The 14,032-nt window shown below is 71.6% G+C and carries 11 protein-coding genes; 6 read left to right on the forward strand and 5 right to left on the reverse strand.

Going from position 1 to position 14,032, the window contains the following annotated elements; translation table 11 throughout:
- Positions 1-69: 69 nt before the first annotated feature.
- Positions 70-1,410 (forward strand): cation:dicarboxylate symporter family transporter, encoded by a 1,341-nt coding sequence (locus ELY19_RS11535; RefSeq protein WP_227966764.1) that lies wholly within the window; start codon positions 70-72, stop codon positions 1,408-1,410.
- 40 nt (positions 1,411-1,450) lie between these two features.
- Here the strand turns inward: ELY19_RS11535 and ELY19_RS11540 are convergent, their stop codons facing one another.
- Genes ELY19_RS11540 through ELY19_RS11555 form a run of 4 tightly spaced genes read right to left on the reverse strand, consistent with a single transcriptional unit; the run spans position 1,451 to position 5,114 of the window.
- Positions 1,451-1,969, reverse strand: a complete 519-nt coding sequence (locus tag ELY19_RS11540; RefSeq protein ID WP_126196325.1) for a SecDF P1 head subdomain-containing protein — start codon at positions 1,967-1,969, stop codon at positions 1,451-1,453.
- A 31-nt stretch (positions 1,970-2,000) separates the two neighbouring features.
- Positions 2,001-3,170 (reverse strand): sulfotransferase family protein, encoded by a 1,170-nt coding sequence (locus ELY19_RS11545; protein ID WP_126196326.1) that lies wholly within the window; start codon positions 3,168-3,170, stop codon positions 2,001-2,003.
- Positions 3,163-3,948 carry an SDR family oxidoreductase gene (locus tag ELY19_RS11550; RefSeq protein ID WP_126196327.1) on the reverse strand — a complete coding sequence of 262 codons (786 nt, stop codon included), beginning with the start codon at positions 3,946-3,948 and terminating at the stop codon, positions 3,163-3,165. The genes ELY19_RS11545 and ELY19_RS11550 overlap by 8 nt, the downstream gene beginning before the upstream one ends.
- Positions 3,948-5,114, reverse strand: a complete 1,167-nt coding sequence (locus ELY19_RS11555; RefSeq protein WP_126196328.1) for a hypothetical protein — start codon at positions 5,112-5,114, stop codon at positions 3,948-3,950. The genes ELY19_RS11550 and ELY19_RS11555 overlap by 1 nt, the downstream gene beginning before the upstream one ends.
- A 92-nt stretch (positions 5,115-5,206) precedes the next feature.
- Between ELY19_RS11555 and ELY19_RS11560 the strand changes: the two genes are divergently transcribed.
- The 5 genes from ELY19_RS11560 to ELY19_RS11580 all read left to right on the forward strand — a co-directional run bounded on the left by ELY19_RS11560 (position 5,207) and on the right by ELY19_RS11580 (position 12,720).
- A complete protein-coding gene (locus ELY19_RS11560; protein ID WP_126196329.1) occupies positions 5,207-6,127 on the forward strand; it encodes a helix-turn-helix domain-containing protein in 921 nt (306 codons plus the stop codon).
- Between the two features lie 67 nt (positions 6,128-6,194).
- Positions 6,195-7,127 (forward strand): sulfate adenylyltransferase subunit CysD, encoded by a 933-nt coding sequence (gene cysD / locus ELY19_RS11565; RefSeq protein WP_126196330.1) that lies wholly within the window; start codon positions 6,195-6,197, stop codon positions 7,125-7,127.
- Between the two features lie 61 nt (positions 7,128-7,188).
- Complete coding sequence (cysC, locus tag ELY19_RS11570; RefSeq protein ID WP_126196331.1) at positions 7,189-9,021, forward strand: adenylyl-sulfate kinase; 1,833 nt, start codon at positions 7,189-7,191, stop codon at positions 9,019-9,021.
- A 22-nt stretch (positions 9,022-9,043) separates the two neighbouring features.
- Entirely contained in the window at positions 9,044-11,323 is a 2,280-nt protein-coding gene (purL, locus tag ELY19_RS11575) for a phosphoribosylformylglycinamidine synthase subunit PurL (RefSeq protein WP_126196332.1), read from the forward strand.
- The gene (locus tag ELY19_RS11580) at positions 11,323-12,720 is read left to right on the forward strand and encodes an amino acid permease (RefSeq protein ID WP_126196333.1); all 1,398 of its coding nucleotides are present in this window, start codon (positions 11,323-11,325) and stop codon (positions 12,718-12,720) included. The genes purL and ELY19_RS11580 overlap by 1 nt, the downstream gene beginning before the upstream one ends.
- Here ELY19_RS11580 and ELY19_RS11585 read toward each other — a convergent pair.
- On the reverse strand, positions 12,690-14,009 hold the full coding sequence (locus tag ELY19_RS11585; protein ID WP_126196334.1) for a diguanylate cyclase domain-containing protein: 1,320 nt from the start codon (positions 14,007-14,009) through the stop codon (positions 12,690-12,692). The genes ELY19_RS11580 and ELY19_RS11585 overlap by 31 nt on opposite strands.
- Positions 14,010-14,032: the final 23 nt, after the last annotated feature.

Genomic DNA, 14,032 nt, shown 5'->3' on the forward strand with positions numbered 1-14,032 from the left:
TGCTGCAGGTCACAGTTCTCGCAGGATCTATCCAGACTCGCAATAGCCCCATCGATCAAGGAGGACGCCGTGGCGGCTCAAGGAAAACGCGACCGGACGCGCTGGCTCTACATCGCGGTGATCATCGCCGTGGTGGCCGGCGTGATCGTGGGCCTGGTGGCCCCCGAGTTCGGCAAGGGCCTCAAACCCCTCGGCGACATCTTCGTCGACCTCATCAAGATGATGATCGCCCCGGTGATCTTCTGCACCATCGTGCTCGGCATCGGTTCGGTCCGCGCTGCGGCGTCGGTCGGCAAGATCGGCGGGATGGCGATGGGCTATTTCGTGGTCATGTCGACGTTCGCGCTGGGAGTCGGACTGCTGGTGGGGAATCTGCTCAAGCCCGGTACCGGCCTGAACCTGCCCGCGGAGTCGGGCGGCGGCGCCAAGTACGCCGATCAGGCGCACGAGGCGGGCGGCACCTGGGACTTCATCCGCGGCATCGTGCCCGACACCCTGTTCTCCTCCCTCACGTCGGGCAGCGTGCTGCAGGCGCTGTTGGTGGCACTCCTCGTGGGCTTCGGCCTGCAGGCGATGGGCACCGCCGGCGAGCCGATCCTGCGCGGCATCGGCCTCGTGCAGAAGCTGGTCTTCCGCGTCCTCGTCATGGTGCTGTGGCTGGCGCCGGTCGGCGCGTTCGGTGCCATCGCAGCGGTGGTCGGGGCCACCGGCTTCGAAGCGGTGAAGCAACTCGCCTGGCTCATGATCGCCTTCTACGTGACCTGCGCGATCTTCGTCTTCGTGATCCTCGGTCTGCTGCTGCGGTTCGTCACCGGGCTGTCCGTGTTCAAGCTGGCGCGGTACCTGGCGCGCGAGTACCTGCTCATCGTCGCCACCAGCTCCAGCGAGTCGGCGCTGCCGCGCCTCATCGCCAAGATGGAGCACGCGGGCGTCGAGAAGTCGACCGTGGGCATCGTGGTGCCCACCGGTTACTCCTTCAACCTCGACGGCACCGCGATCTACCTCACCATGGCGTCCCTGTTCATCGCCGACGCGATGGGCGCGCCGTTCTCGATCGGCGAGCAGTTCTCCCTGCTGCTGTTCATGATGATCGCCTCGAAGGGCGCCGCGGGCGTCACCGGAGCGGGGCTCGCCACGCTGGCGGCGGGCCTGCAGACCCACCGCCCCGACCTGCTCGACGGCGTCCCGGTCATCGTGGGCATCGACCGGTTCATGTCGGAGGCCCGCGCGCTGACCAACTTCTCCGGCAACGCGATCGCCACGCTGCTCATCGGCAAGTGGACCTCGACGGTCGACCTGGCGCAGACCCAGCGCGTGCTCGACAAGCAGGACCCGTTCGACGAGGCGACGATGGTCGACGACCACGGCGCCGAGGAGCCGAGCGACGCGAAGGCGGTCGCCGCGCACTGACCGGACCCGTCCCGTCGGCAGCCGTCCGGACCGCTCGCGGTCAGGACGGCTGCAGCCGCTGCGCCAGATCCTTCGCCGACCGCTCGTCGAACCGGCCGGTGACCTGCACCTGCCCGCCTCTGATCGGTTCGTTGACCACCGGGGCGGAAAGGACCCGGCCACCGACGGCGATCGCGACCTGCTTGCCCATCGTGCGCGCGGTGAGGTCGGCGAACGCTGTGGCGTCGGCATCGGCGAGTTCGAACGTGACCACCCATTGCTTCTGATTCTGCGGCACACCGGCGCTCGCGCGCTTGACCGGGAAACGCGTCACCGACGGATCCACCTCGTACAGGAGATCGCCTGCGGTGTTGCACATCCGGGCGGGCTCCGTGGCGGCGGGGCTCCCGGATCCGCACTGCGCCGGGGTCGTCGGGAGTACGTTGGTGACCAGGCGGATCTGCGGCACCTGCGGCACCGCCACCGGCGCGCCGGCGGCGACGCCCTGGCAGGCGGTCACGGCCGTCGTCGCGGTGATCATCGCGCTGACACCGAGTACTTTGATGCTCCTGAACCCCATGCCGCGAGGCTACGCTCCCGCCTCCCGGTGCTCAATGGAAGCGCGCGCGAACCGCATCCTCCGTGAGTCCGTAGTCCTCCAGCGCATAGGTGTGGTTGGGGCGCCGGGCACCGGAGCGGCTGGTGTCGTGCATCGCGGACATCGACTGCCGCGCATCGTCGGTCAGGTCCAGGCCGAACGTGGAGTAGATGTTCCCGACGGTGCCGAGCGGGTCGGCCACGAGGTCGCGGTAGTCCACGTCCACGAACCGATCGCCGCGTCCGGCGGCGGTGTGCCGCGCGCGGGCCTCGTCGAAGGCCGCGAGCCCGCGCGCCCAGGTGTCCAGCTGGTCCGCGCCGATCGTCGCGCCGGTGAACGCCGTCGACCAGCCCTCCGTGGCGTGCTGTGCCAAGGAGCAGACGGAGGCGATGATCGTCTCGGCGGGACGGTGGCACTGCACGATGAGGGCGTCCGGGTACACCTCGAACACCGCGTCGAGAGCGAACAGGTGGCTCGGATTCTTGAGCACCCACCGCTTGCCGGGGTCGTTCATCCCGATCAGCTGCAGGTTGCGCTTGTGCCGGCGGTACGCGGGCGTCCAGTCCCGCTCGGCCAGCCACGCGGCGTACGACGGGACGTGCGCGAGGCACTCGTACGAGACGGAGTGCACCGACTGGCGCAGCAACTGCCAGCACTCCTCGACCTCCGAGGCCGACATGTAGTGCAGCCCCATGAATTCCGGGTGCTCGGTGTGGTGCTGCGCGTACTGCTCGTCGAGGAGCCGGTAGACGGGGTTCTCCGCCCAGGTCGCGCGCGGGGGCCGCGGCTGCGGTACCTCCGCCAGCCACATCTGCAGGCCCTGGTTGCCGGGGTCGGCGTCGAGCAGGCGGTGCAGCGCGGTGGTCCCCGAGCGCGGGAGGCCGGTCACGAAGATCGGCCGCTCGACGGCGATCTCCGCGTGGGCCGGGTTCGCCGCGAACGCCGCCTCGCTGATGAGCCGGGCCGAGAGCGCGCCGCGGAGGAAGACCCGGGAGAGCTTCGAGCCCAGCTCCGTGAGCGCGGCCTCCTCGCGGTAGGAATCGAGAAGGACCTGCAGGGCCTCGCGGTAACCGTCCGACGGGTCGCCGAAGTCGCGCAGGCCGGTGCGCCGCATGGCCGATTCGTGGAGGTCGTCGGCTGTTCCGACCCGCCGGGTGCCGGCGACCTTGTTGCTGTCAGACATGGAACTCTCCGCAGTTGACGTCGAGCGTCTGGCCGGTGATGCCGGACGCGCGGGGGGAGGCGAGGAACAGGACGGCGGAGGCCACCTCGTCCTCGGTGGGCAGGCGCCGCAGGTCGGAGTTCTTCGCCGCATCGGCGTAGTCCTCCTCCACCGTGACGCCCTTGGTGCTCGCGCGGTACTCGAAGTAAGCCCTGAGCGTGTCGCCCCAGATCCAGCCCGGCACCACGGAATTGATCCGGATGCCCTCGGGGCCGAGCTCGGTGGCGAGGGACTGCGCGAGGGCGAGCTGCGCCGTCTTCCCGGCCTTGTAGCCGCCGTAGCGCAGGTCGGAGTGGCGGATCACCATCGAATTGACGTTGACCACAGCGCCTTCGGTTGCGGCCAGAGACTCGCGGAAGGCGAGCACGGTGCGCAGTGCGCCGAGCGCCATGAGGTCGACGCTCTGCAGGATGTGCGCGGGATCGGTCTTCACCAGGCGCTGCATCGACGGGTAGGTGAAGGCGTTGTTCACCACCGCGTCGACCCGGCCGAACCGCTCCTGCACCTGTGTCGCCACTGCGGACAGCGAGTCCCCGTCCGTGATGTCCGCGGGAATCGCGACGGCACCGGTGATCTCGGCGGCCATCGCCTCCAGTCGTTCCGCGTTCCGTGCGACGAGGACGACGTGCGCGGCCTCGTCGGCGAACCGGCGGGCGAGGGTCGCGCCGAGCGCCGGCCCGGCCCCCGCGATGACGACGACCCTGCCGTCCAGGCCGAGACCGGCCGTGGGCCCGGCCATCAACCGACCATCCTTTCGCCGATGAGACGGGCCCGCTTCGCGATCCGGGCGCGCCGGGCGGCGTCGTCGATGCGGTTGGACGCGTGGTGGGGGAGGTGTTGCGCGAGGTCCGCGAGCGGAACCACCTGTGCCGTCGGGCCGTCGGCGGCCGTGATCGGGGACGCGGTGCGCTGCCAGCGGAACTGGAGATAGCCGCGCCGATGACCGAGCGTCTCGATCCAGTTCGTGACGCCGGGATCGTTCTTCGACACCACGATCCGGATCATGCCGTCCGGATCGACCTGGGCCTGGGAGCCGTTGAGTGAGGTCTGGTGGTGGATGTAGTCGAGCGAGATGTACCAGAGGCTGCCGAGTTGGAAGCCGAGGTACGGCGCGTCACCACGGGGCACCGTGATGACCAGCGCCTGGTCGTCGGCGAGGTCGTAGTGGCCCACGGAGGAGAACTGCGTGGCGAGGCCGCCGGGAGTGAGGCGCGGTGCCGTCAACGTGTTCACCGGGAGTGGATCGTAGAACCACTTCGGGAACTGCAGCCAGGTCTTCACGCGATTGACCAGCTGCTTGCCCGCGGCGGCGTAGCGCTTCGCCATGAGCTCCGGGGTCGGGGGTGGCGGGGCCGTGCCGGCGGTGTCGGCACGCGCGATGGCGAAGGTGCTGCGGTGCGCCGCCCAGTCGTCGAAGACCTCGCGGATCACCAGCTGCGCCTTGCCGGGCGGTAGCCGGTAGTACGAGCCCGCCACGGGCTCGCCGGGCCCGAACCGCACCTCGAACCGGCCTTCGGCGTCGACGGTCAGCTCCCGGTCGTCGAACGCCACCGCGCTGGCCGGAACGTTGTCGTCGGTGTATTCGCCGCCGCCGAGCACCTGGAAGCTGATGTCGCAGGTGGTGCCGCGGCGGCCCGTGACGACGTACTCGTGCGCACCGTCGACCCGCGCGCCGAAATACAGCGTGTCCGGGTTGTCCAGGCCCATCTTGGTGAACGGGCCGGTGCCGCTGAGCAGGAACGGGTGGTCCTTATCGAATCCGAAGGCGCCGTGGACGCAGGCCGCCACGCCCTGCGCGAGGTACTGCAGCCCTTCCAGCAGGTCGGCCTCGGTCTCGATGTGCGGTGCCGCGGCGACGAGGCCCTCGGCCTCGGTGATCGCCGCGACGAGCGGATCGCTGTACATCCCACCTCCGAAAGTGGTACAAATATGAACCAATGCGGTAGAACCTGTTCCAGACCGTAGGCGCAGGCGCGGATGAGTGTCAAGGAGTGGCGATGACGGAAGCGGCGGAATCGGCGGAGCGGGCCGGGGCGGCCGGCCGGACCTCGCCCCCGACCGCGCGCGTGGTGGCGGTGCTCGAGTTCCTGGCCCGCCACGAGCGGGAGCGGTTCGGCATCTCGGAGCTCGCGCGGCGCGTCGGACTGAGCAAGCCGACATGCCTCGGCATCGCCACCACGCTGGTCGAATCCGGGTATCTGATCCGCGACGACCGGGACAAGACCTACCGCCTCGGTCCCGCACTGATCCCGCTCGGGCGCGCCGCCCGGACCTCCCTGCGGGCCGATCCCGCGGGCGGCGACGTACTCACCGGGCTGTGGGAGGCCTTCGGTCACCCGGTCTCGCTCTCGGGTGTCGTCGGCGACCGGGTGACGGTGCTCGACGTGGCCGTCGACCCGGGGCGTCCCGCGATGGTGAAGGTGGGCGACAGCTATCCGTTCACGCCGCCCATCGGGCTCATGTACGTGCTCTGGGACCGCACCGGCCGGCTGGAGCGGTGGCTCGCCCGCGACCACGTCCGCGCCGACGGTGACCGGCTCGCGCGGGTCATCGAGACCTGCCGCGCCGACGGCTACCTCGTCGAGCTGCTCACCCCGGCGGGGCAGCAGCTGTATCGGCTGATGGCGGGCGTGCCCGGCGACATCCCGGCGGAACTGCGGGCGCTGCTCGGTGAGGTGGTGGCCGGCATCGGAGACCGCGTCCACCTGCGGGACGAGGCCCGCGCGGAGGGGGCGTCGCAGAACGTCAGCGTGATCTCCGCGCCGGTCTACGACGGCGACGGCGCGCAGGCGATGGTGGCGAGCCTGTACGTGAGCGCCGAGCTGGACGAGCGGGGGATCGCCGAGCGGGCGGCCGCGCTCGTCGCCGCGGCCGACCGCATCACGGTCCGCATCGGGGGCCGCAAGCCGGGGCGGTGAGGCTGTTGACAGCCGACGAGAACGCGTTCTAATCTCCGGAACAAGAATGGACCAACGAGGTCCAAATATGAACCGGAGGTGGGGTGTGCTGGAGACAACGGTCGCCGCGGAACATCTGCGCGTCCTCGAGGCGGAGGCGGTGTACGTCTTCCGGGAGGTGGCCGCCACCTTCGAGCGGCCCGTGCTGCTGTTCTCGGGCGGCAAGGACTCGGTGGTCATGGTGCACCTCGCGGCCAAGGCCTTCTGGCCCGCCGCGATCCCGTTCCCGGTGCTGCACATCGACACCGGGCACAACTTCGACGAGGTCCTCGCCTTCCGCGACCGGCTCGCCGCCGAGCGCGGGCTGCGGCTCCTGGTGGGCAGCGTGCAGGACGACATCGACTCGGGGGCCGTCGTCGAGCCCACCGGCCCGGGTGCCACCCGCAACCGGCTGCAGACCGCGACGCTGCTGCGCACGATCGGCGAGCACCGCTTCGACGCTGCCTTCGGCGGGGCGCGCCGCGACGAGGACAAGGCGCGCGCCAAGGAGCGGATCTTCAGCTTCCGCGACCGCTTCGGGCAGTGGGACCCCCGCGCGCAGCGCCCCGAGCTGTGGAACATCTTCAACGGCCGGCATCGGACGGGCGAGCACATCCGCGTCTTCCCGCTCTCCAACTGGACCGAGCTCGACATCTGGCAGTACATCGCGGCCGAGGCGATCGCGCTGCCGTCGCTGTACTACGCGCACGAGCGCGAGGTGATCGAACGCGACGGAATGCTGCTCTCCACCGGGCCCCTCGTCGCGCCCCTGCCCGGCGAGACACCCGAGCGCCGGACGGTCCGGTTCCGCACCGTCGGCGACGCGACGTGCACCGGCGCCGTGGAATCGGGCGCCACCACTGCGGAGGCCGTCGTCGCCGAGGTCGCCACCACCCGGATCACCGAGCGCGGCGCGACCCGCGCCGACGACCGGATCTCGGAGGCCGGCATGGAGGACAGGAAGAAGGAGGGCTACTTCTGATGAGCGCGCGAATGCTGGTGAGCGGCTCGGTGGTCGCGGAGACCGGAGAGGGCCACTGCTGATGGAGATCCTGCGCATCGCGACCGCCGGCAGCGTGGACGACGGCAAGTCCACGCTCATCGGGCGGTTGCTCTTCGAATCCAAGGCCGTGCTGGAGGACCAGCTCAGCGCCGTCGCCGCCACCACCGCCGCGCGCGGCGAGGAGGGCGTCGACCTGGCGCTGCTCACCGACGGCCTGCGCGCCGAACGCGAGCAGGGCATCACGATCGACGTGGCCCACCGCTACTTCGCCACCGCCACCCGCAAGTTCATCCTCGCCGACACCCCCGGGCACGAGCAGTACACCCGCAACATGGTCACCGGTGCCTCGACCGCCGACGTGGCTTTGATCCTCGTCGACGCCCGGCACGGCCTCACGCGGCAGTCCCGCCGGCATGCCTTCCTCACCTCGCTCCTCGGCGTCGAGCACGTCGTGCTGTGCGTCAACAAGATGGACCTGGTCGGCTTCGACCGCGCCCGCTTCGACGCCATCCGTGCCGAGTTCGCCGAGTTCGCGGCCAAGCTCGAGGTGCACGACGTGGAGGCCATCCCGGTCTCGGCGCTGCTGGGCGACAACGTCACCGAGCGATCCGCCGACACCCCCTGGTACGACGGACCCTCGCTGCTCTACCACCTAGAGAACGTGCACGTGGTCAGCGATCGGAACCTCATCGACGCGCGCCTGCCCGTGCAGTACGTGATCCGCCCCCGCGACAGCGACTTCCGGGGTGTGGCCGGCACCGTCGCCTCCGGTGCGTTCGCGGTCGGCGACGACGTGGTCGCGCTCCCGTCGGGCTTCACCACGACGGTGGCCGAGCTGTACCGGCCCGGGGGCGCGAAGGCCGACCGGCTGGAGGCGGGGGAGGCCGCGTGCGTCCGGCTCGCCGACCATCTCGACGTGGGCCGCGGCGACGTGCTGTGCCGGCCCGCGAACCGGCCGCAGTCCGCGACCGACCTGGACACCACCGTGTGCTGGTTCTCCGACACCGCGAAGCTCACCGCCGGCGCCGAGTACCTGATGCTGCACGCCCACAGCTCCGACCTCGTGCGGGTGGAAGCGCTGGACTACCGGCTGGACACCAGCTCCCTGCATCGCGACCGGGACGCCGCCGCGCTCGGGCTCAACGACATCGGCCGCGTCCAGCTCGCCGCCCGCCGGCCCGTGCTGTTCGACCAGTACCGGCGGGGCCGCACCCTCGGCAGCTTCGTGCTGGTGCACCCGCAGACCGACGAGACCGTCGCCGCGGGAATGATCACCGGTCCCACGCTGCGCTCCAGCGCCGTGGTCTGGCACGGCGCGGCCGTGCGCCGCGAGGACCGGGCGACGCGCGGCGGCACCGTCTGGCTGACCGGTCTCTCGGCGTCCGGGAAGTCGACGGTGGCGTGCGAGCTCGAGCGGCTCCTGGTCGCGCGGGGCGTGCCCGCGTACCGGCTCGACGGCGACAACCTGCGGCACGGCCTCAACGCCGACCTCGGTTTCACCCCGGAGGACCGCGCGGAGAACGTGCGCCGCGTGGGCGCGGTCGCGCAGCTGCTGGCCGACGCCGGGACGGTGGCGATCGCGTCGCTCATCAGCCCCTATCGCTCCGACCGCGACCGGATCCGGGCCCAGCACGAGGAGGCGGGCCTGCCCTTCCTCGAGGTGTTCGTCGACACCCCCGTCGAGCTGTGCGAACAGCGCGACCCCAAGGGGATGTACGCGCGGGCCCGGGCGGGCGAGATCGCCGACTTCACCGGCGTCAACGCGCCCTACGAGGCGCCGGACCGGCCCGAACTGGTGCTCCGGCCCGCCGACGGCGAGCCCGCGGATCAGGCCCTGGTGGTGCTCGACCGCTGGCTGAAACTCCGGCCGTGAATCACCCGTCTAAACTGGGCGGGTGCACGTAGACACGGTCTCCCACGCCGCCTCCACGCCCGATGTCGACCAGCCGTACCGCGAGCTCGGACTCAAGGACGACGAGTACCAGCGGATCCGCGAGATCCTCGGCCGCCGCCCCACGGACGCCGAGCTCGCCATGTACTCGGTGATGTGGTCGGAGCACTGCTCCTACAAGAGTTCCAAGGTGCACCTGCGCTACTTCGGCGAGACCACCACGGACGAGATGCGCTCGACGATGCTCGCGGGGATCGGCGAGAACGCGGGCGTCGTGGACATCGGCGACGGCTGGGCCGTGACCTTCAAGGTCGAGTCGCACAACCACCCGTCGTACGTGGAGCCCTACCAGGGTGCGGCCACCGGCGTGGGCGGCATCGTCCGCGACATCATGGCCATGGGCGCCCGCCCGATCGCCGTGATGGACCAGCTCCGCTTCGGCCCGGCCGACGCGCCCGACACCCGCCGCGTGCTCGACGGTGTCGTGCGCGGCGTCGGCGGCTACGGCAACTCCCTCGGCCTGCCCAACGTGGGCGGCGAGACCGTCTTCGACGCCTCGTACGCCGGCAACCCGCTGGTCAACGCGCTGTGCGCGGGTGTGCTGCGCACCGAGGATCTGCACCTGGCCTTCGCCTCCGGCAAGGGCAACAAGATCATCCTGTTCGGCGCCCGCACCGGCCTCGACGGCATCGGCGGCGTCTCCGTGCTCGCGTCGGAGAGCTTCGACGCCGACGAGAAGCCGAAGAAGCTGCCGTCGGTGCAGGTGGGCGACCCGTTCATGGAGAAGGTGCTCATCGAGTGCTGCCTCGACCTCTACCGCGAGCGGCTCGTCGTCGGCATCCAGGACCTCGGCGGCGCCGGACTGTCGTGCGCCACGTCCGAGCTGGCCGCGGCCGGCGACGGCGGCATGTACGTCGACCTCGACCAGGTGGCGTGCCGCGCCCAGGGGATGAGTGCCGCGGAGATCCTGTCCTCCGAGTCGCAGGAGCGGATGTGCGCCGTGGTGGCGCCGGAGAACGTGGACGCCTTCATGGAGGTGTGTGCGAAGTGGGACGTCCTCGCCACCGTCATCGGTGAGGTGACCGACGGCGAGCACCTCGTCATCGACTGGCACGGCGAGACCGTCGTCGACGCCCCCGCCCGGACCATCGCCCACGACGGCCCGGTCTACCAGCGGCCCGTCGAGCGTCCCGCGTTCATGGACGCGCTCATCGCCGACACCACCGCGAACCTCGCGCGCCCGCAGAGCGACGAGGAGCTGCGCGCCACCGCGCTGAAGCTCCTCGCGTCGCCCGCGCTGTGCTCGCGCAAGTTCATCACCGAGCAGTACGACCGCTACGTCCGCGGCAACACCGTGCTCGCCGAGAACGCCGACGGCGGCGTCATCCGCATCGACGAGACCACGCAGCGCGGCATCGCGCTGTCGACCGACGCCTCGGGCCGCTACACCTACCTCGACCCGTACGTCGGCGGCCAGCTCGCGCTCGCCGAGGCGTACCGGAACGTCGCCGTCACCGGCGCCACCCCGAAGGCCGTCACCGACTGCCTCAACTTCGGCTCGCCGGAGGACCCGGGCGTCATGTGGCAGTTCCAACAGGCCGTGCACGGCATCGCCGACGGCTGCGTCGCCCTCGGCATCCCCGTGACCGGCGGCAACGTCAGCTTCTACAACCAGACCGGCAGCACCGCGATCCTCCCGACCCCGGTGATCGGCGTGCTCGGCGTCATCGACGACGTGCGCCGCCGCATCCCGACGGGCCTCGGCACCGAGCCCGGCGAGACGCTGTACCTGCTCGGCGACACGCACGACGAGTTCGACGGTTCCATCTGGGCGCAGGTCGAGCACGACCACCTCGGCGGCGTCCCGCCGCGCGTGGACCTGCAGCGCGAGAAGCTGCTCGCCGACGTGCTCACCGCCGCCTCGCGCGACGGCCTCGTCTCCGCCGCGCACGACCTCTCCGAGGGCGGCCTCTGGCAGGCCGTGGTCGAGGCGGCCCTCGCGGGCGAGACGGGCTGCCGCCTGCTGCTCCCCGAGGGCTCCCAGGATGTTGCAGGCGCGTTCGTGCATCTCTTCTCCGAGTCGACGGGCCGCGTGCTGGTGGCCGTGCCCCGTACGGAGGAGACCCGCTTCGCCGCCATGTGCGCGGCCCGCGAGCTCCCGGCCGTGCGCATCGGCGTCGTCGACCAGGGCAGCGACTCCGTCGAGGTCCAGGGCCGGTTCAGCGTGACGCTGGCCGACCTGCGAGCGGCGCACGAGGGCACCCTGCCGGCGTTGTTCGCCTGATGGCGGCACCGTCCGGAGAGAGCACCGCGCCGGCCGCGCCGGCCGATCCCGGCCTGCACGCCGGCCTGCGCGCCCGGCACCTGATCATGATGAGCCTCGGCTCCGCGATCGGCGCGGGGCTGTTCGTCGGCGCCGGTAAGGGCATCGCCCTGGCCGGCCCGGCGGTGCTCATCGCCTACGCCGTCGCGGGACTCGTCGTCATCGCCGTCATGCGGATGCTCGGCGAGATGGTGGCCGCGGACCCCAACCCGGGCGCCTTCTCCTACTACGCGGGCCGGGCACTGGGGCCCGGCGCCGGCTTCGCCGTCGGCTGGCTGTGGTGGGTGCAGCTGTGCCTCGTGGTGGCCGCGGAGGCCGTGGCCGCGGCGGCCATCCTGAACGGGCTGCTGCCCGGCGGCCCGCCGGTGTGGGTGTGGGCGCTGGTCTTCATGGTCGCGCTGACCGGGCTGAATCTGGCCGGGGTCCGCGGTTTCGGTGAGTTCGAGTTCTGGTTCTCCCTGATCAAGGTCGCGTTCGTCGCCCTCTTCCTGGTCATCGGCGTGGGCTACCTGCTCGGCTGGACGAGCGCGCCGTCGCCCGGGCTGGGCAACCTCACGGACTTCGCGCCCCACGGGATCAGCGGCGTCGTCGCCGCGCTCCTGGTGGTGGCGTTCGCCTTCGGCGGCATCGAGATCGTGGCCGTCGCCGCGGCCGAGACCCGGGACCCCGAGCGGACCGTCGGGCGGGCGATCCGCGCGACGGTCTGGCGGATCCTGGTGTTCTACGTCGGCAGCGTCGCCGTGATCCTGCTGGCCCTGCCCTGGGACGACCCGGGCGTCGCGAACGAGCCGTTCGTCGCAGTGCTGCGCGCCGCCGGGCTGCCTGCGGTCGGCACCACGCTCGGCGTGGTCATCGTGGTCGCGCTGCTCAGCTCGCTCAACGCCAACCTGTACGGCAGCTCGCGGATGCTCTACTCGCTGGCAGAGCGGCGCATGGCGCCCGCGGCCTTCGGGCGCGCGAACTCCTCAGGCGTGCCCGTGCTCGCGGTGTACGCCAGCTCGCTCATCGGCTTCCTCGCCGTGCCCGCCACGTACGTGTGGGGCTCCGAGGTGCTGGACCGGCTGCTGGCGGTCGTCGGCTCGACGCTCATCGTGACGTGGCTCGCGACGATCGCCTCGCAGATCGTGCTGCGCCGCCGCGCCGACCGCGACGGCACGCCCCTGCCGCTGCGGATGTGGGGCTACCCGTACCTCTCGTGGGCGGTCCTCGTGGTGCTGCTGGGGATCGTCGTGCTGGCCCTCGCGAACGACGGTGTCCGGGACCAGGTGCTCTCGACGGCGCTGGTCGTCGCGCTGCTGTGGATCGCGGGCACGGTCCACGCGCGCACTCAGGCCCGCCGCGCGTCCTTGGAGCGGTAGAGGCCCGCGTCCGCCGCGGTGATGAGCGCCTCGACGGAGCTGCCGGCGTCGGCGGTCGTGGTGGTGCCGACGCTCGCACCGATCCGTACCGCCCGCGCCTCGGCCCCGTCGGTCGCCGGCACCTCGACGGGTGTCGTCAGGGCGCGGTGCACGAGCTGCGCCGCGTCACCCGGGCGGAACGGCGGCGAGACGAGGACCGCGAATTCGTCGCCGCCCACCCGGTACAGCGTGCCGACGCCGGTGAGCGCGGTACGGATCCGCGTGGCGGTCGCGACCAGCAGCCGGTCGCCGGCGGCGTGCCCGAGCCGGTCGTTGATCGCCTTGAAGCCGTCGAGGTCGACGAGGCAGAAGCCGGCGGGCCCGGCGGGCCGTTCGGCGAGATCCTCGCGGAGCCGCCGCCGGTTGGGCAGCCCCGTCAGGGCGTCGTGATGCGCGAGATGGCTCAGCTGCGCGTGGGTCGCGCGCAGCTCCGTGACGTCGTGCCCGACGCCCACGAGCAGCGCCGGCCGATCCCCCTCGGCGGGTACCCGGCTCAGGGCCCACCGGCCCGCACTGGAGTCGCCGAGGAAGTGCAGGCGCCGGTGCTCGAGGAACCGGGTGACCCCCTCGTCGTCGGCGTCGGCGAGCTCCCGGAGGACGCGGGCCACGTCTGCGGGGTCGTCCGCGAGCAGTGGCCGCACGTCGTGGCCCGAGTCGCCGAGGAGCGTGGGGTTCGCCTCCATCATGCGGGTCATCGCCGCGTTCGCCTCGAGGACGCGGCCCCGCTCGTCCGCGACGAACACCGGGGAACGGGCGTGCTCGAACATGACCCGCAGCCGGGCCTGCGCCTGCCGCTCGCCCTCCTCGGCGGACCGGCGGGCCAGCTGCGCCGCCCGGTGCACGACGGCCTGTCCGTCGATGATCCGGCGGGTGAGCGCCTCGGCGTAGCCGGCGGTGTACTCCGCGAGGATCAGGGCGGTGCGGCGCCGAACCTCGGCCGACGGTTCCCGGACCAGAGCGTCCGGCAGGGTCGCGATGGCTCGGCCACCCGCCGCGGCACCCGCGGGCACGGTGATCTGCAGCGCGACCAGCAGCCGCCCCACGTCCCGGCCCACGGCCGGGTCGAAGTCGTCGGCGCCGAGCGCGGCGATCACGGACTGGAAGGCCGTCAGCAGGTCCGCCCGGACCACGGCCGCGGGCAGTGGGAGGTAGACGTCGTCCGCGATGGACACGAGGAACTCGTCCACGAGGACCGCGACGACGGATTCTCCGCGCGCGAGGAATCCCAGCGGTGAGGAGGACTCGGTCATGCTCCTCCTCGCTCGCCCGTCTG

The organism is Tsukamurella paurometabola (assembly GCF_900631615.1).
Taxonomy (GTDB): domain Bacteria; phylum Actinomycetota; class Actinomycetes; order Mycobacteriales; family Mycobacteriaceae; genus Tsukamurella; species Tsukamurella paurometabola_A.

Excerpts from the sequence above, each read along its gene's own strand:
- cysC (WP_126196331.1), top strand. The coding sequence starts at position 7,189 with ATGGAGATCCTGCGCATCGCGACCGCCGGCAGCGTGGACGACGGCAAG.
- ELY19_RS11540 (WP_126196325.1), bottom strand. The coding sequence starts at position 1,969 with ATGGGGTTCAGGAGCATCAAAGTACTCGGTGTCAGCGCGATGATCACC.
- ELY19_RS11580 (WP_126196333.1), top strand. The coding sequence starts at position 11,323 with ATGGCGGCACCGTCCGGAGAGAGCACCGCGCCGGCCGCGCCGGCCGAT.
- ELY19_RS11585 (WP_126196334.1), bottom strand. The coding sequence starts at position 14,009 with ATGACCGAGTCCTCCTCACCGCTGGGATTCCTCGCGCGCGGAGAATCC.
- ELY19_RS11550 (WP_126196327.1), bottom strand. The coding sequence starts at position 3,948 with ATGGCCGGGCCCACGGCCGGTCTCGGCCTGGACGGCAGGGTCGTCGTC.
- ELY19_RS11545 (WP_126196326.1), bottom strand. The coding sequence starts at position 3,170 with ATGTCTGACAGCAACAAGGTCGCCGGCACCCGGCGGGTCGGAACAGCC.
- ELY19_RS11560 (WP_126196329.1), top strand. The coding sequence starts at position 5,207 with ATGACGGAAGCGGCGGAATCGGCGGAGCGGGCCGGGGCGGCCGGCCGG.
- cysD (WP_126196330.1), top strand. The coding sequence starts at position 6,195 with ATGAACCGGAGGTGGGGTGTGCTGGAGACAACGGTCGCCGCGGAACAT.
- ELY19_RS11555 (WP_126196328.1), bottom strand. The coding sequence starts at position 5,114 with ATGTACAGCGATCCGCTCGTCGCGGCGATCACCGAGGCCGAGGGCCTC.